Raw genomic sequence first — 16791 nt, 5'->3', positions numbered from 1 at the left:
CGGTCGCGGGTCCTGGGGCCCGCTGCCGGCCAGCCTAAAGGCCAAGCTCAACGATTCGATATGCCCGTGGAGAGAGATCGAATTCCTTCTTGAAGGATCGACTGAAATGGGCCGAGTCCGAAAACCCCCAGCGGTACGCTATCGAGGTGATGGTTTCCTGTCGCAGGCGTGGATTGGACAGGTCATTGGCGCTTTTCTGCAGGCGGGCCCTCTGGATGTATCGGCAGACACTGTCACCTTCCTCTTCAAATAGCCTGTAGAGATGACGAACCGAAATATTGAGCTCGTTGGCCAGCATGGCCGGGTTCAGGTTGGGTGCGGTCAGGTTCTCGTCAATCAATCGCTCGGCGTAGTTACGCAGGGCCGCTCCCGATAGCGACGCGTAATCGGGTGCTTCGTCCCTTTCCGAGGTCAGTGCCGGCCCGAGCAATGCCGTACATGCAGACAGGATGGCCAGTTGCTCCGCGTCGGCGGAAGGCGGCTGCGCCCTGTCATTGCAAAGCTCTTCGAACATGGAATGGAGGATGCGGCCGCTGGCACAGCGCGATGATATCTTGCCGAAAAGGGGTTGGTCCTTGCTGAGGCTTCTGACGACGTCCTCCCTCGGCAGACATAATGAAGCGTGCTCGATCAGGCCGGCGGGGCGGATACTGCAGGCACCGACAGAATCCATGAGAATGAGATCGCCTGGCGACAGTTCAATGTGAAGATCATCCTGCTGAATGCTTGAATAACCGCGACGCTGGCTGACCAGGAAGCAGAAACGATCATCCAGTCTCGAGCGGGCTGCGTCCCTGCAGATGCTGTCTGCGTTGGTCTTTACACTTGCCAGGGTTAACCCCGCTCTTTCGCGCACGGCAATATTCCCAATGAACAGCGAGGATTGGTGTGTCGTTTCCGTCCTGAACGGACCACACATCTCCCGCAGTTCCTGGTTCCAGCGTTCCAGCGAGTTTGAAATCCGTTGGGCAGACTGCATAGGAAAACCTCCAGGGGCAGAGCCTTAATCGTTAACATGTTACTGAATTGCACAAAAAGCACTGTAATCAATGTTGGAAGCAATATCCGCGCCGATGGGCCGGCGGCCGGGTTGTTGCGACTCACTCGCATTGAGGCGGTGCGACCTGGCGTTGAAACCGGCTCCGGGACTGGATCTGGCACCGCTGGAAGAGCTGGCTGGGTATTTGGGTAACACACGCGAAGCGAGGCGGCTCGCTCGCCCCGACGGTCGAGATCGCTTGGTTCCCACGCATCAATAATATTGACCGGGATCAGGATACGATCGTCCGAGTTTCTGTAGTTTTCGTCTAACGCTCTCTCACGGAAAGAGATCTGCCATGACGCAAAACACCCAAAAGCTGAAACTCGGTGCGCTGATCGCGCTCGTCGTCGGTTCCATGATCGGCGGCGGTATCTTTTCCCTTCCCCAGAACATGGCGGCCAGTGCAGGTGCTGGCGCGGTCCTGATCGGCTGGGTGATCACGGCCATCGGGATGCTGACCCTGGCCTTCGTCTTCCAGACCCTCGCCAATCGCAAACCGGATCTCGATTCCGGTATCTATGCCTATGCCAAGGCCGGGTTCGGCGATTACATGGGTTTCTCGTCGGCGTGGGGCTACTGGATCAGCGCCTGGCTGGGCAACGTCAGCTACTTCGTCCTGCTGTTCAGCACCCTGGGGTACTTCTTCCCAATCTTCGGTGAGGGCAACACACTGGCGTCGATCGTCTGCGCCTCACTGCTTCTCTGGGGTATCCATTTCCTGGTGCTGATGGGTATCCGGGAAGCGGCCTTCATCAACCTGGTGACCACCATCGCCAAGGTGGTGCCCCTGATCATCTTCATCGTCGTTGCCTTTACCGCCTTCAACAGTGGCGTCTTCCTGGACGACTTCTGGGGCCACGGCAACCTGGAACTGGGCAGTGTCATGGACCAGGTTCGCAACATGATGCTGGTGACCGTCTGGGTCTTTATCGGGATTGAAGGGGCCAGCATCTACTCGGCCCGGGCGCAGAACCGCTCCGACGTGGGCAAGGCGACCGTGATCGGCTTTCTCGGGGTGCTCCTGCTGCTGGTCCTGGTGAACATCCTGTCCATGGGGATCCTGCGTCAGCCGGAGCTGGCGGCATTGCAGAACCCGTCGATGGCCGGCGTGCTGGAGCATGTGGTCGGGCGCTGGGGCTCGGTCCTGATCGGCGTGGGGCTGATCGTCTCCCTGGTCGGGGGACTGCTGGCCTGGACGCTGCTGTGCGCCGAGATTCTCTTCGCCGGTGCCCGGGATCGCACCATGCCCGCCTTCCTGCGCAAGGAGAACAGCAAGCAGGTGCCAGCCAACGCGCTGTGGCTGTCCAACGGCCTGATCCAGCTGTTCCTGATCCTGACGCTGTTCAATGCGTCGACCTACCTGAGCCTGTTCTACCTGGCGACGTCGATGATCCTGATCCCGTACTTCTGGTCCGCCGCCTACGCCCTGCTGGTGGCCTGGCGGAAGGAAACCTACGAGACCGACCCGCGCGCCCGCAACAAGGATCTCCTGATTGCGTTGATTGCGGTGGTCTACAGCGTCTGGCTGGTTTATGCCGGGGGCGTCCAGTACATCCTGTTGTCGGCGCTGCTGTATGCCCCGGGAGCCCTGTTCTTTGCCAAGGCCAAGCGCGAGCAGAACCAGTCGGTGTTTACGTCGCTGGAAAAACTGATATTCGCCGTGGTGGTGGTTGGAGCCGTGATTGCGGCATACGGCCTGTACGCCGGCTTCCTGTCGCTCTGACCGGGCTGACCCCGGACGACGCCTGAACCGCTTCCTCCGATCCACGACAAGGAGATATGTCATGACTGAACCTGAATCCCTGGGCGTTCACTCTGAAGTTGGCAAATTGAGAAAGGTCCTGGTCTGCTCGCCGGGCCTCGCGCACCAGCGGCTGACGCCCCGCAACTGTGACGACCTGTTGTTCGATGACGTGCTCTGGGTGAACCAGGCCAAGCGCGACCACTTCGACTTCGTGACCAAGATGCGGGAGCGCGGTGTGGAAGTGCTGGAAATGCATAATCTCCTGACGGAAACGGTCAGGAATCCGGAGGCCAGGGACTGGATCCTGGATCGTAAGATAACGCCCAACCTCGTTGGGCTGGGGCTGCAGGGAGAGGTCCGCGCCTGGCTGGAAGAGCAGGAGCCGCGCCGCCTCGCCGAGTTCCTGATCGGCGGTGTGTCCGGGGACGACCTGCCCGGCGATCATGGCAGCGACATCGTCAAGATGTTCCGGGATTACCTGGGCCATTCCAGTTTTATCCTGCCGCCGCTGCCCAACACCCTGTTTACCCGGGACACCACCTGCTGGATCTACGGTGGTGTCTCCCTCAATCCCATGCATTGGCTGGTCCGGCGCCAGGAAACCCTGCTCGCCACCGCCATCTACCGGTTCCATCCGGAATTTGCGAACACCGATTTCAAGGTCTGGTACGGGGACCCGGATCAGGACCATGGCATGGCCACCCTGGAAGGGGGCGATGTCATGCCGATCGGCAAGGGCATCGTGCTAATCGGCATGGGCGAGCGCACCTCGCGCCAGGCCATTGGCCAACTGGCCCGGTCCCTCTTCAATGAAGGCGCCGCAGAGCGGGTGATCGTCGCCGGCCTGCCCAAGGCCCGCTCGGCCATGCATCTGGATACGGTATTCAGCTTCTGTGACCGCGACCTGGTGACCGTCTATCCCGAAGCGGTTCAATCCATCGTCGCGTTCAGTCTGCGGCCCGACGAAAGCAAGCCCGGAGGCATCGACCTGCGCCGCGAGGAAGGCAGCTTCCTGGATGTCGTCGCCACGGCGCTGGGCCTGAAGGCGCTGCGCGTGGTGGAAACCGGCGGTGACAGCTACGAGGCGGAGCGGGAGCAGTGGGATGACGGCAACAACGTGGTGGCGATCGAGCCCGGTGTGGTCATCGGCTACGACCGCAACACCTCCACCAACACCCTGCTGCGCAAGGCCGGTGTGGAGGTCATCACTATCGACGCCAGCGAGCTGGGCCGGGGGCGCGGTGGCGGTCATTGCATGACCTGTCCTATTGTCCGCGATCCCGTCGATTACTGACGCAACCGGAACATCTTCACGGAGGAATCTGCCATGGCGTTCAATATCCACAACCGCAGCCTGCTCAGCCTGATGCACCACAGCACGCGCGAGCTGCAATACCTGCTGGACCTGTCCCGCGACCTGAAACGGGCCCGCTACACCGGGACCGAACAGCAGCACCTGCGGGGCAAGAACATCGCCCTGATCTTTGAGAAGACCTCGACGCGCACGCGCTGCGCCTTCGAAGTGGCGGCTTACCAGCAGGGCGCCAATGTCACGTACATCGATCCCACGTCCTCGCAGATCGGGCACAAGGAGACGATGAAGGACACGGCCCGGGTGCTGGGTCGCATGTACGACGCCATCGAATACCGTGGCGCCGGCCAGTCGATCGTCGAGGACCTGGCCCGGCACGCCGGCGTACCGGTCTTCAATGGCCTCACCGATGAATACCACCCCACGCAGATGCTGGCCGACGTCCTGACCATGCGCGAGCACAGTGACAAGCCACTGCACGACATCTGCTATACCTACCTGGGCGACGCCCGCAACAACATGGGCAACTCGCTGCTGTTGATCGGCGCCAAGCTGGGCATGGACGTGCGGATCGGGGCCCCCAAAGCGCTCTGGCCCGCGGAAGAGCACATTGCCGCCTGCCGGCAGTTCGCCGAGGCCTCCGGAGCCCGCCTGACCCTGACCGAGAGCCCGCAGGAAGCCGTGCAGGGTGTCGATTTCATCCACACCGATGTGTGGGTGTCCATGGGCGAGCCACTTGAGACCTGGGGCGAGCGCATCCGCCTGCTGCGGCCCTATCAGGTGAACAGGGCGCTGCTGGAGGCCAGCGGTAATCCGCGGGTGCGGTTCATGCACTGCCTGCCGGCGTTCCATAATGCCGAGACCAGGATTGGCCGGCAGATTGCCGACCAGTATCCGGAGCTCAGCGGCGGGATCGAGGTCACCGACGAGGTGTTCGAATCGCCGGCCTGCATCGCCTTCGAGCAGGCCGAGAACCGCATGCACACCATCAAGGCCGTTCTGGTGTCCACGCTGGGTGACATCTGAAGCCGCAGGAGAAGGAGAGGGAGCATGCGTATCGTCGCCGCCCTGGGCGGGAATGCCCTGTTGCGCCGGGGGGAACCGCTGACTGCGGAAAACCAGCGCCAGAATGTACGGGTAGCCTGCGAGCAACTGGCCCGCATCGTTCCCGGCAATGAGCTGGTCATTGCCCATGGTAATGGACCGCAGGTGGGGCTGTTGGCGCTGCAGGGCGCGGCCTACAGCGAGGTGGAGCCCTATCCCCTGGACGTGTTGGGCGCGCAGACCGAGGGTATGATCGGCTATATGATCGAGCAGGAACTGGGCAACCTGCTGCCGGTCGAGGTGCCGTTCGCCACCATCCTCACGCAGGTTGAAGTGGACGCCGCTGACCCGGCTTTCCAGCATCCCAGCAAGCCGATCGGACCGGTCTACACCCTCGAGGAGGCCGATCGTTTGGCGGCCGGGAAAGACTGGAGTATAGCGCCGGATGGCGACAGGTTTCGCCGGGTGGTGCCGAGTCCGCGGCCCCGGCGCATCTTCGAAATCCGACCGGTGAAGTGGTTGCTGGAGAAGGGCTGCGTGGTGATCTGTGCCGGCGGCGGAGGTATTCCCACGGTCTACGATGCCGGGCGCAAGCTGCACGGCGTCGAAGCGGTCATCGACAAGGACCTGTGCTCGGCTCTGCTGGCGGAGCAACTGGACAGCGATCTACTGATCATCGCGACGGATGTGGATGCCGCCTACGTGGACTGGGGCCAGCCCGACCAGCGCGCGATTGCCCGGGCCCATCCGGACGACCTGCAGGGCCTGTCATTCCCCGCGGGCTCCATGGGGCCCAAGATTCAGGCCGCCTGTAACTTTGTCCGCCGGACCGGAAAGGAGGCCGTGATCGGTTCGCTGGCTGACATTGAGGCCATCGTGGACGGCCGAGCCGGGACGCGCGTGACGATGACCCGGCCCGGAATTGATTACCGCTGAATGCCCGGCTTTCGGTTCGTTTGCTTGCGAGGCATACCGCACCGATGTCATCTGCCCGCGCTGATTGACCGGTGGACCGCATCGGGCGCGGCCCCATAAAAGGATTGGAACCTGTCATCCCATGAAACAGACGTTGAAGAAATCGCTAACACGGACCGCGCTGGTGATCGTTGTGCTGGGATTTGCTGGTTGGGTGGCCTGGAATGAAATGCGGCCCGATGTACTGGGTGATGCCATCGCCAGCGGCAACGGGCGCATCGAGGCCACCGGGATCGATATCGCCACCAAGCTGGCCGGGCGTGTCGATGAGATTCTGGTCCGGGAAGGGGACTTCGTGGAACCCGGCCAGGTTCTGGCCCGGATGGATACCCGATCGCTGGAAGCCGAACTGCGTCAGGTGAAAGCCGAGCGCCAGCGCGCGCGCAATGCCCTGGAGACGGCGCACGCCCTGGTGGCCCAGAACGAGAGCAACGAGGCATCCGCCGAGGCGGTCGTCGTGCAGCGCCAGGCCGAACTGACGGCGGCCAGGAAGCGCTTCGAGCGTTCCAGTTCCCTGCTGGAGCGCAACTCGGTTTCCCACCAGCGGGTGGACGATGATCGCGCCAGCATGCAGAGCGCCGAAGCGGCCCTGGCGGTGGCCCGGGCGCAGGTCTCGGCGGCGCGGGCCGCGATAGCGGCGTCCCGCTCCCAGGTGGTCGAGGCCCAGTCCGCGATCGAGGCAGCGGAGGCGGCAGTGGCCCGGGTGCAGGCGGATATGGACGACAGCGAACTGCGCGCCGATCGGGTGGCCCGGGTCCAGTACCGCATCGTCGAACCCGGTGAGGTGCTTGGGGTCGGTGGTAAGGTCCTCAACCTGGTGGATCTGACTGACGTGTACATGACGTTCTTCCTGCCTACCTCCCAGGCAGGGCGGGTGGCCCTGGGGGACGACGTCCACCTGGTGCTGGACGCGGCGCCCGGTTATGTGCTGCCGGCCCGGGTCAGCTTTGTCTCCAGCGTGGCCCAGTTCACTCCCAAGACGGTGGAGACCCAGAGCGAACGGGAGAAACTCATGTTCCGCATCCGGGCAAGAATCGACCCCAAACTGCTGCGAACGCACATTGAACAGGTTAAAACCGGCTTGCCGGGTATGGCTTACATCAAGCTCGATCCAGACGCTCCCTGGCCCGCCAACCTGACCGTCAACGTCTCACCATGAGCCAGGATAGCGTCGCCTGCCTGCGCGAGATCGGCCTGCGTTATGGCAAGGTCCAGGCACTGGATCACCTGAGCCTGGACATCCCCGCCAGTCAGGTTGTTGGGCTGATTGGCCCGGACGGTGTGGGTAAGTCCAGCCTGCTGGCCCTGACAGCCGGCTGCCGACGCATCCAGACGGGCACGGTCACCGTGCTTGGCGGCGACATGGCGGACGCCTCACACCGACGACTGACCGGCCCACGGATTGCCTACATGCCCCAGGGTCTCGGCAGGAACCTGTACCTGTCGTTAACCGTCCGCGAGAATCTCGAGCTCTTCGGTCGTCTGTTCAGTCAGGGGCGGGATGAGCGCGACCGTCGCATCGCGGACCTGACCCGCAGTACGGGCCTGGAAAAGTTTACCGGGCGACCCGCCGGCAAGCTCTCGGGTGGGATGAAACAGAAGCTGGGACTGTGCTGCGCCCTGATCCACGACCCGGACCTGTTGATCCTCGACGAGCCCACCACCGGCGTCGATCCGCTTTCACGAAGCCAGTTCTGGGCCCTGATCGAGCGCATCCGCCGTCAGCGACCCGGCATGAGCGTGCTGGTGGCGACGGCCTACATGGATGAGGCGGCGGGCTTCGACTGGCTGATAGCGATGAACGATGGCCGGGTGCTGGATGCTGGAACCCCGGCGGGGTTGCTGGCAAAAACCGGCTGCGATTCGCTGGAGCGGGCCTTCGTCGAACTGCTGCCGGAGAGCCGACGCGGGCAGCACCGGGAACTGGTCATACCGCCCCGGACGGTCAGTGACGGCGTGGCGATTGAAGCCCATGGACTGACCAAGCGTTTCGGCGATTTCACGGCGGTGGACCATGTGGACTTCCGCATCGAGCGGGGCGAGATCTTCGGGTTTCTCGGCTCCAACGGGTGCGGCAAGTCCACCACCATGAAAATGCTGACCGGCCTGCTACCGTTCGAGGAGGGCGAAGCCCGCCTGTTCGGCGAGCCGGTCGATCCCCACGACATCGACACCCGGCGTCGGGTGGGCTACATGTCCCAGGCCTTCTCGCTCTATGGCGAGTTGACGGTGGGGCAGAACCTGGACCTGCACGCCCGCCTGTTCCACCTGCCCGATGACGCCTATCAGGTGCGTCGACGGGAACTGCTGGATCGCTTCGACCTGGCGAGCGTGATCGACCAGACCTCCGGCGAGCTCCCGCTCGGGGTTCGCCAGCGGTTGTCGTTGGCCGTTGCTATCCTGCACCAGCCGGAGATCCTGATCCTCGACGAACCCACATCCGGCGTCGATCCGGTGGCGCGGGACAGGTTCTGGCAGCAGTTGATCCGCATGTCCCGGGAAGACGGCGTCACCATCTTCATCTCCACGCACTTCATGAACGAGGCCATGCGCTGCGACCGCATCTCGCTGATGCACGCCGGCCAGGTGCTGGACAGCGATGCGCCCCGGGCCCTGATGGACAAACGGGGCTCGACGACCCTGGAAGAAACCTTCATCGCCTATCTGCGTGACGCCAGTGACGACAGCGGCGTGCCGCCGGCGCCGGCCATTGATACGCCGGTTGATTCCACGGGAACGGCACCGCCCCCACCGCGCTTCAGTCGCCGTCGGCTGTTGAGCTATGCGCGGCTGGAGAGCATGGAGTTGCGACGCGATCCGGTGCGCGCCACGATGGCCCTGGCCGGCACGCTGATCCTGATGTTCATCATGGGCTATGGCATCACCATGGACGTCGAGGATCTGGGTTTCGCCGTGCTGGACCGTGATCAGACCACCACCAGCGAGCATTATGTCCTCAACCTTGCCGGGTCGCGGTATTTCAGGGAGAAAGCGCCGTTAACCAGCTATGACGACATGGACCGGCGGCTGCGCAACGGGGACATCAGTCTGGCCGTGGAGATCCCTCCCCATTTCGGGCGGGACCTCAAGCGGGGTGATGCGCCCCAGGTGGCCTACTGGGTGGACGGTGCCACGCCCCATCGCGCCAATACGATCGAAGGGTATGTCCAGGGAATCCACGTGGCCTACCTAGAGGAACTGGCCCGGGATCATGGCATGGATCCCAGTGCTGGTCGGGCCGATGTCGAGGTTCGCTACCGCTACAACCCGGGTGTCCAGAGCCTGCCGGCCATGGTGCCCGCGGTTATCCCCCTGTTGCTGATGATGATCCCGGCCATACTGACGGCGCTCGGTGTGGTCCGGGAGAAAGAGCTGGGCTCGATCACCAACTTCTACGTCACGCCGGTGACCCGGCTGGAGTTTCTCCTGGGCAAGCAACTGCCCTACATCGGTATGGGGCTGGTTAACTTCCTGCTGATGGCCCTGCTGGCGGCCACGGTGTTTGGTGTGCCGGTGAAAGGCAGTCTGCTGACCCTTACGTTGGGCGCCTTGCTGTATGTGATGTGCTCAACGGGCCTTGGGCTATTGATGTCGTCGCTCTTCAGGAGCCAGATCGCGGCCATATTCGGCACCGCCATCGCCACCTTGATCCCGGCCATCCAGTTTTCCGGCATCGTGCATCCGGTCTCGGCGATGGAGGGCGCGTCGGCATTCATCGGCCACCTCTATCCGACCAGCCATTTCCTGCTGATCAGCCGGGGCGCTTTCTCCAAGGCACTGGGCATGGAGGAGCTGTACCCATACTTCCTGGCCCTTATGGTCACGGTTCCGGTACTGATCCTGGCAAGCGTGGCCGGACTCAGGAAGCAGGAAAAATGATCCGCTCACTGTCCAATATCCTGCAGCTTGGTATCAAGGAGCTGCGGACCCTGGCCCGCGATCCGGCCATGGTCATACTGATCGTCTATGCATTTACCGTGAGTGTCCACGCCACCGCCACGAGCGAACCCGAGACGCTTCACCGGGCGACCATTGCCATTGTCGACGAAGACCATTCGCCGGTTTCCCGCCGTATCATCGATGCGTTCCAGGAGCCTTTCTTCGTAACGCCGGTGCTGACCGATCACGCGGGCATGGACGAGGGAATGGATAAAGGGCGCTTCACGTTCACCGTCAATATCCCCGTGAACTACCAGCGCGACCTGCTGAAAGGGGAGGCACCGGCGATCCAGCTCAACGTCGATGCGACCCAGGTCAGTCAGGCGTTTACCGGTGCCGGCTATATCCAGCAGATTGTCCAGGAGGAGGTTGCCGCCTTCCTGGCCGGGCATCGGCCGGACAGCAGGATGCCCGTCCAGGCTGTCGTGCGTGCCGTATACAATCCGAACCTGGATCCAAGCTGGTTCGGTGCGGTCAATGCCGTCATTGATCAAATCACCATGTTATCGATCATCCTGACCGGCGCCGCACTGATCCGTGAAAGGGAGCACGGCACCATCGAGCATCTTTTGGTCATGCCAGTGACGCCGTTCGAGATCATGGCGGCCAAGGTCTGGTCTATGGGACTGGTGGTGTTGGCAGCGGCAGGCATCTCGCTGCGCTTTGTCGTGGAAAGCTGGCTGGCCATTCCGATATCGGGCTCGCTTGCGCTGTTTCTTTTCGGCACGGCGCTGCACCTGTTCGCCACCACGTCCATGGGTATCTTCTTTGGCACGGTGGCCCGATCAATGCCCCAGCTGGGGTTGCTGGTGATCCTGGTACTGATTCCCCTGCAGATGCTGTCGGGGGGCGTAACGCCGAGGGAAAGCATGCCGCTGCTGATCCAGTACATCATGGTGCTGGCGCCGACGACGCACTTTGTCGAATTGGGGCAGGGCATCCTGTTTCGTGGCGCCGGCCTTACCATCGTATGGCCACAGCTCGTGGCGCTGTTGGCCATCGGCAGCGTCTTCTTTGGCTATTCCCTGTCACGGCTACGCCAATCGCTGCGTTAGGCGGGCTGCGTGTGCTCCGTTAGCCGCGACCGATCAGGTGGCGATTAAGGCCATCGTTGGCGTTGTCATCCATGGATTTAAAGCGATTCAGCGTGGCCAGGTCGTTGATGATCACTTCGCGACCGCGAATGTCCAACAGTCGATCCCGTTGCAGACGGGCCAGGATCCGGCTCACGGTTTCCAGCGCCATGCCGAGGAAGTTGGCGATGTCACTGCGGTTCATGGTCAGGCGGAAACGGGTCGGCGACAGGTTACGCGCGCTTTGCCGCGCGGACAGGTCCAGCAGGAACCCGATAATCCGTTCTTCGGCGCAATTCTGGCTCAGCCAGCGGTTGAGTTGCTCCAGGATGTTGAGTTCGTGGCTCATCATGCGAAACATCCAGTGTTGCAGGGAGGGCAATTGGGTGGCGAGCTGTTCGAGATTCCTGAAGGAAATATGGCAGATCGTGGTGCGTTCCAGTGCAATGGCCGAGCAGGTGTGGCTGTCCTGGAAAATCCCCTCGAACCCGAACATTTCACTGGGCAGGTAGAACCCCAGCACCTTTTCCTCACCCTGCTCGTTGACGTAGACCGTCTTGACCGAGCCACTCTTGACGACATAGCACGAGTGGAAAGGGCTGCCCTGGCTGAATATACGCTGCTTGGGAGGATAGGGCGGCTGGTATCCGATGACGGTGTCGAGTAACCCGAGCTCCTGAAAACTACAGGCCCTTGGAAGGCATAAATGCCCCAGTCGGCAATGGGAGCAAGACCGGGGCAACGCAAAGGGATTTGCCGATTCGGTCATGTCCATGAAGTCGTTCCTCCATTTCTACCTCCTGACCCTAAATCGGCTGATCCAAGATCGCCAATGACAAAACGGCATAATCAGATTGGTTTTAATCCGGAGTTTCTTAAGCGCTCGCTTGCAGCAGATTGGGCTTGCAGATCCTCTGGATCGTGCCGAGCAATTCCTCCGAGGTCAGGCCGCCGGCATTTTTTGACTTGCCACCGCTGCCGGTGTGATCGGCTATGTCTTTCAGACCGATGATGCCCTTTAAGCGCTGTTCACCGTCGATGACCGGAACCCGCCGGATGCGTGAGGCGCCCATCACGTTCAGGGCCTTGTGTACTTCATCGTCCGGGTGGCAGACGTGGCAGGGGCGGCCGGTGACCATCTCTGAAGCGCTGATTTCCCAGAGCGGGCGGTGCTTCAGGACCGCGGCCATGGCGATATCCCGGTCCGTCACCACCCCGGCGAGTTTGTCGTCCTTGTCCAGTATGGGCATGAAGCCCACGTCTTCGTTCCACATCTGGTTGGCAATGTCATCCAGTGAATTCGACGTGCTGCAGCAGCGGATGTCTTTGTGCATGATGTCCTTGACCAACATGATAGAGCCCTCCGTTTGATTGACCCTGCTTGCAATTTAGTGGAGTGCTCAGGCCCTTTTCTGACTCAGGTCAAACTTCAATCAGGCCGTTTCACTCATATAGTGAATCTGGAGATCGCTTTCCGTTGGGAGGCCCTGTGTTGAAGACCCTGTTCAAAGACCGTGAAGCGGCGGGCGCTGAGCTGGCCCGGACGCTGAAGACCCATTCGGTGCCTGCTGACGCCCTGGTGCTGGGACTGCCCCGCGGCGGCGTACCGGTCGCGCGCGAGATTGCCCAGGCCCTGGGGCTGGAACTGGACGTGTTGAACCTGCGCAAACTGGGGTTGCCTCGTCAGCCGGAAGTGGCCATGGGGGCCATTGCCGAGGACGGCACCCGCTATCTCGATCATCGCCTGATCCGTGCCGTCGGCGTGACGGCGGAGGAGCTGGAGCGGGTGCAACAGCGGGAGCTGGATACACTGGCCTCCCGCATCCGACGGTTTCGGTTGGTGCGCAAGCCGGCACCGGTGGCCGGTCGCACCGTGATCCTGGTGGACGACGGGGTAGCCACCGGTGCCACCATGGAATTGGCGGTCCAGGTGTTACGCAAGCGTGAGGCCCGACGCATCATCGTTGCTGTCCCAGTGGGCCCGCTGGGCACCACGGCGCGTTTTTCCAGCATCGCCGATGACTGTGTCTGCCTGCTGGAGCCGAAGATTTTCAATTCCGTCGGGCTTTGGTACAGCGATTTCCAGCAGGTCAGTGAAGAGGAAGTCATTGAGGCCCTCGAAGAGGCGCAACGCTTGGCCCTCAATCGGTCTAAGACGTCGTAGTGCCGTTCGTGGCGGCCTGGTGCAGGGCACGTCGGTAGATCCGCTCGTACGCTTCCACAGGACGCGTCCAGGACCAGTCGACCGTCATCAGCTCATTGCGCAGGTCTTCCCAGGCCTCACGCTGGTGATACAGGGTCAGGGCCCGGTCGACGGCATGGATCAGGGCGCCGGGCTCGTTGCCTTCGAACAGGAAGCCGGTCTGTTGCCCGCCTGACGCGTCTGCGGGGTCACTGATGCTGTCGGCCAATCCACCGGTGCGTCGGGCCACGGGCACCGTGCCGTAGCGCATCGCGTACATCTGCACCAGGCCGCAGGGCTCGAAGCGGGACGGCACCAAAAGCACATCGGCTGCCGCCAGGATCTGGTGGGCGAGGGCGGCATCGAAGCCAATGTGGACGACCATGTCCGCCGCGTACTGGTGAGCCAACTGCCGGAGCTGGTGCTCGTAATCCGGCTGACCGCTACCCAGAACCACCAGGTCACAGCCGCGCTCCAACAGCGTCGGCGCCGCGCCAATCAGCAGGTCGATTCCTTTCTGGTCCACCAGCCGCCCGATGAAACCGATCAGCGGTCTGTCGTCCGGGCTGTCGAGTTCGAGCCAGGCCTTCAGGGTGGTTTTACAGAGCGTCTTTCCGAATGGCTGGGTGGGCGAGTAATCAAAGGGCAGGTGTGGATCCGCCGCCGGATTCCAGCGGTCGATGTCGATGCCGTTGAGAACGCCGGTCAGCTTGTCGCCAAGGTAGCGGATCAGTCCATCGAGCCCCTGGCCATGCTCCGGTGTGGCCATTTCGCGGGTGTAGGTAGGGCTGACCGCCGTCACCTGATGGGCATGGATCAGCCCTGCCTTGATCAGGGCGCACTGGCCATGGAATTCCAGTTCCGACGGTTGCCAGAAGTCAGCACTGAGCTGGAGCTGATCGAAGGTCGGGCGATCGATCAGGCCACGGTAGCCCAGGTTGTGGATCGTGAAGATCCGGGCGACCGGGCTCTGCCGACGGGCCAGCAGGGCGTTGACCAGCGCCGTGGGCCAGTCGTGGGAGTGAATGATTTCCGGCTGCCAGTTCAGCCCGCACTGGTTTTCCGCGATCAACACGGCGATCCGGCAGAACAGCGCAAAACGGATGGCACTGGCCCGGTCGTCGTCTCCCGGTCCGAGACGATAGACGCCGTCACCGCCGGCCGACTGGCCATCGGCCCCCGGAACGCGGGACAGCAACGGATGGGCCGCTAACAGAACCACCGGATCGCCGGGTGAGGGCGCTTTGTGGATGAGCGTGACCGACTCTCCGTCCAGCAGGAAGCGGGTGGTCAGGTCATCGTTGGCCGGGCCATGCGCGGCCAGGGTTGCCGGATACGCCGGCAGCAGGCAGGCCACGTCGTGGCCGTTGCGCACCAGACCGCGGCTGAGGCCGTCCACCATATCGGCCAGCCCGCCCACTTGTGCCAATTGGGGCAGCTCAGAGGTGATCTGCAGAATTTTCATCGGCATCCGTCGGGTGATGATCGCGCAGCGGCTTCAGCACCACACCGCCCAGCGGGGGCAGGGTCAGGGTCACGGACTGGGGCAGCCCCATCCAGGGCACCGGTTGCGGTGTCAGGGGAAGCGGGTTGCCCAGGTTCGAGCCGCCATAATGATGGGAATCCGTGTTCAAACACTCCGCGTAGCGGGCCATCGAGGGCATGCTGATGCGGTAATTCTGCCGGGGCACCGGGGTGAAGTTGAGGACAAAGACCAGGTGCTCCGTCGCGTCCTGGCGCACGAAACTGACCACCGAATGGCGATTGTCGTGACAATCCAGCCACTGGAAACTGTGGGATGTCCGGTCATTGGGCCAGAGCGGCGGGCTGCGGCGATAGAGATCGTTCAGATCGCGCACCAGGTTGCGGACGCCTTGGCCCTCCCCGTGTCGCAAGGCCTGCCAGTCCAGTTCGTCGAGGGCATTCCATTCTGCAGTCTGGGCAAACTCGTTCCCCATGAACAGCAATTTGGCGCCGGGGTAGCCGTACATGAAGAGAAAGAGCAGCCTCAGATTAGCGAGTTTTTGCCAGGTATCGCCGGGCATTTTGCTGACCAGGCTGGCTTTTTCATGAACGACCTCGTCGTGGGACAACGGCAGCACGAAATGCTCGCTGAAGGCGTAGAGCAGGCCGAACGTGAGCAGGTTGTGATGAAAGCTGCGGTAGACGGGATCCAGTGCCAGGTAGCGCAGGGTGTCGTTCATCCAGCCCAGGTTCCACTTGAACTGGAAGCCGAGCCCGCCGTCGTCGACGGGGTAGGTGACGCCGGACCAGTCGGTGGAGTCCTCGGCGATGATCAGCGCGCCCGGGTGTCGGCGCTGGCATTGCTCGTTCAGGGTCCGCAGGAACACGATCGCGTCCAGGTTTTCATTGCCGCCCTCCCGGTTGGGGTGCCATTGCCCGGGGCCCCGGCTGAAGTCCAGGTAAAGCATGGAGGCAACGGCATCGACCCGCAGGCCGTCCATGTGGAAATCGCTGAGCCAGTGGAGCGCGCTGGAGACCAGAAAATCCCGCACCTGCGGACGGCTGTAATCAAAATTCAGCGTGCCCCATTGGGGATGCAGCTGATGGACCGGGTCGCCCTGTTCATAGAGCGGCGCGCCGTCGAACAGCGCCAGAGCGTGACGATCGGTGGGGAAATGGCCGGGCACCCAATCGAGGATCACGCCGAGGCCGCTCTGGTGGCAGTAGTCCACCAGGAAGCGCAAGTCGTCCGGGCTGCCGTAGCGACTGGTGGGGGCGAAATAGCCGGTGGACTGGTAGCCCCAGGATTCGTCCAGGGGGTATTCATTCAACGGCATCAGCTCGATGTGCGTGAAGCCCAGTGAGCGGACATAGGGCACCAGCGCATAGGCCAGTTCGCGGTAGGTGTACCAGTGACCATTGAAGTGCCGGCGCCACGATCCGGCGTGGACCTCATAGATGGCCAGGGGCGCGCGCTGCCAGTCGATCCGGTCGCGTTGTGCCAGCCAGTCGTGGTCTTGCCAGCGGTAAGGGCGATCCTCATCGCTGATCACCGACGCATTGGCTGGCCGCATCTCGAACAGGAGACCACAGGGATCGGCCCGCAAGGTGGTTTCGCCGTCGGCGCCGGTGATGGCGAACTTGTAGCGCTGGCCGGGGGTGGCCGCCGCGGACACGGCACACCAGATGCCCGAATCCCCGATCGGCGTCAGGGGATCGGTGGCTTGCTGCCAGCCGTTGAAGTCCCCCACCACACTGACCGCCTTCGCATGCGGGGCCCAGACCGAGAAGCGGATCATGGGCTGCCCTTCCACCATCCGGCTGTGGGCGCCCAGCAGCGACTGCACCTGCCAGGTCCGGCCTTCGGCAAACGCTTGAAGAGACTCCCGGGACAGTGTCAGCGACTGGGTCGCGGTGTGGTTTTCAGCAATCATTCTGTGGCGTCCTGCATGGGCGGTTTCCAGAGGTTCTGTTGCTTATTGAGCACACATGAGAAACGGCATTTGCTGATCTGGA

At 62.5% G+C, this 16791-nt stretch carries 13 protein-coding genes; 8 read left to right on the top strand and 5 right to left on the bottom strand.

Translation table 11 applies throughout. The features are described from left to right. Positions 1-34: 34 nt before the first annotated feature. Positions 35-979, bottom strand: a complete 945-nt coding sequence (gene feaR, locus EZI54_RS00825) for a transcriptional regulator FeaR (protein WP_131478062.1) — start codon at positions 977-979, stop codon at positions 35-37. Between the two features lie 358 nt (positions 980-1337). Here feaR and arcD point away from each other — a divergent pair, with 358 nt between their 5' ends. The 7 genes from arcD (at position 1338) to EZI54_RS00790 (ending at position 11111) form a co-directional block, all read left to right on the top strand. Continuing rightward, positions 1338-2765: an arginine-ornithine antiporter gene (gene arcD / locus EZI54_RS00820; protein WP_131478060.1), complete on the top strand. Its 1428-nt coding sequence runs from the start codon at positions 1338-1340 to the stop codon at positions 2763-2765. Positions 2766-2826: 61 nt separating this feature from the next. Further along, entirely contained in the window at positions 2827-4080 is a 1254-nt protein-coding gene (gene arcA, locus EZI54_RS00815) for an arginine deiminase (protein WP_131478058.1), read from the top strand. A gap of 33 nt (positions 4081-4113) precedes the next feature. Continuing rightward, positions 4114-5124: an ornithine carbamoyltransferase gene (locus EZI54_RS00810; RefSeq protein ID WP_131478055.1), complete on the top strand. Its 1011-nt coding sequence runs from the start codon at positions 4114-4116 to the stop codon at positions 5122-5124. A gap of 24 nt (positions 5125-5148) precedes the next feature. After that, positions 5149-6078, top strand: coding sequence for a carbamate kinase (gene arcC / locus EZI54_RS00805; protein ID WP_131478054.1), 930 nt, complete (start codon positions 5149-5151; stop codon positions 6076-6078). 121 nt (positions 6079-6199) lie between these two features. Further along, complete coding sequence (locus EZI54_RS00800; RefSeq protein WP_131478052.1) at positions 6200-7276, top strand: HlyD family secretion protein; 1077 nt, start codon at positions 6200-6202, stop codon at positions 7274-7276. Next, positions 7273-9996, top strand: coding sequence for a ribosome-associated ATPase/putative transporter RbbA (gene rbbA / locus EZI54_RS00795; protein WP_131478050.1), 2724 nt, complete (start codon positions 7273-7275; stop codon positions 9994-9996). Before EZI54_RS00800 ends, rbbA begins: the two co-directional genes overlap by 4 nt. Further along, a complete protein-coding gene (locus EZI54_RS00790) occupies positions 9993-11111 on the top strand; it encodes an ABC transporter permease (protein WP_131478048.1) in 1119 nt (372 codons plus the stop codon). The genes rbbA and EZI54_RS00790 overlap by 4 nt, the downstream gene beginning before the upstream one ends. Positions 11112-11130: 19 nt before the next feature. On the opposite strand, the gene EZI54_RS00785 is transcribed toward EZI54_RS00790, so the two are convergent. Both EZI54_RS00785 and EZI54_RS00780 read right to left on the bottom strand, forming a co-directional pair. After that, positions 11131-11898 carry a cyclic nucleotide-binding domain-containing protein gene (locus EZI54_RS00785; RefSeq protein WP_207389108.1) on the bottom strand — a complete coding sequence of 256 codons (768 nt, stop codon included), beginning with the start codon at positions 11896-11898 and terminating at the stop codon, positions 11131-11133. A gap of 106 nt (positions 11899-12004) precedes the next feature. Beyond that, the gene (locus EZI54_RS00780) at positions 12005-12481 is read right to left on the bottom strand and encodes a CBS domain-containing protein (RefSeq protein ID WP_131478044.1); all 477 of its coding nucleotides are present in this window, start codon (positions 12479-12481) and stop codon (positions 12005-12007) included. A gap of 137 nt (positions 12482-12618) precedes the next feature. Between EZI54_RS00780 and EZI54_RS00775 the strand changes: the two genes are divergently transcribed. Further along, the gene (locus EZI54_RS00775; RefSeq protein WP_242674300.1) at positions 12619-13293 is read left to right on the top strand and encodes a phosphoribosyltransferase; all 675 of its coding nucleotides are present in this window, start codon (positions 12619-12621) and stop codon (positions 13291-13293) included. Here the strand turns inward: EZI54_RS00775 and glgA are convergent. Together glgA and glgB are read right to left on the bottom strand one after the other, a co-directional pair. Then, complete coding sequence (glgA, locus tag EZI54_RS00770; protein ID WP_165495644.1) at positions 13280-14776, bottom strand: glycogen synthase GlgA; 1497 nt, start codon at positions 14774-14776, stop codon at positions 13280-13282. The two genes, EZI54_RS00775 and glgA, sit on opposite strands and share 14 nt — an antisense overlap. Beyond that, entirely contained in the window at positions 14751-16709 is a 1959-nt protein-coding gene (glgB, locus tag EZI54_RS00765) for a 1,4-alpha-glucan branching protein GlgB (protein WP_131478040.1), read from the bottom strand. The genes glgA and glgB overlap by 26 nt, the downstream gene beginning before the upstream one ends. Positions 16710-16791 lie beyond the last annotated feature (82 nt).

Source organism: Marinobacter halodurans (assembly GCF_004327985.1).
Classification (GTDB): Bacteria; Pseudomonadota; Gammaproteobacteria; order Pseudomonadales; family Oleiphilaceae; genus Marinobacter_A; species Marinobacter_A halodurans.
Note: the sequence above shows the minus strand (reverse complement) of the source record. Positions and strands in the feature narration are given on the sequence as shown.

Coding starts and splice junctions, on each gene's coding strand:
- glgB (WP_131478040.1), bottom strand. CDS start 16,709: ATGATTGCTGAAAACCACACCGCGACCCAGTCGCTGACACTGTCCCGG.
- EZI54_RS00785 (WP_207389108.1), bottom strand. CDS start 11,898: ATGACCGAATCGGCAAATCCCTTTGCGTTGCCCCGGTCTTGCTCCCAT.
- EZI54_RS00790 (WP_131478048.1), top strand. CDS start 9,993: ATGATCCGCTCACTGTCCAATATCCTGCAGCTTGGTATCAAGGAGCTG.
- arcA (WP_131478058.1), top strand. CDS start 2,827: ATGACTGAACCTGAATCCCTGGGCGTTCACTCTGAAGTTGGCAAATTG.
- glgA (WP_165495644.1), bottom strand. CDS start 14,776: ATGAAAATTCTGCAGATCACCTCTGAGCTGCCCCAATTGGCACAAGTG.
- EZI54_RS00810 (WP_131478055.1), top strand. CDS start 4,114: ATGGCGTTCAATATCCACAACCGCAGCCTGCTCAGCCTGATGCACCAC.
- EZI54_RS00800 (WP_131478052.1), top strand. CDS start 6,200: ATGAAACAGACGTTGAAGAAATCGCTAACACGGACCGCGCTGGTGATC.
- feaR (WP_131478062.1), bottom strand. CDS start 979: ATGCAGTCTGCCCAACGGATTTCAAACTCGCTGGAACGCTGGAACCAG.
- arcD (WP_131478060.1), top strand. CDS start 1,338: ATGACGCAAAACACCCAAAAGCTGAAACTCGGTGCGCTGATCGCGCTC.
- arcC (WP_131478054.1), top strand. CDS start 5,149: ATGCGTATCGTCGCCGCCCTGGGCGGGAATGCCCTGTTGCGCCGGGGG.
- EZI54_RS00780 (WP_131478044.1), bottom strand. CDS start 12,481: ATGTTGGTCAAGGACATCATGCACAAAGACATCCGCTGCTGCAGCACG.
- rbbA (WP_131478050.1), top strand. CDS start 7,273: ATGAGCCAGGATAGCGTCGCCTGCCTGCGCGAGATCGGCCTGCGTTAT.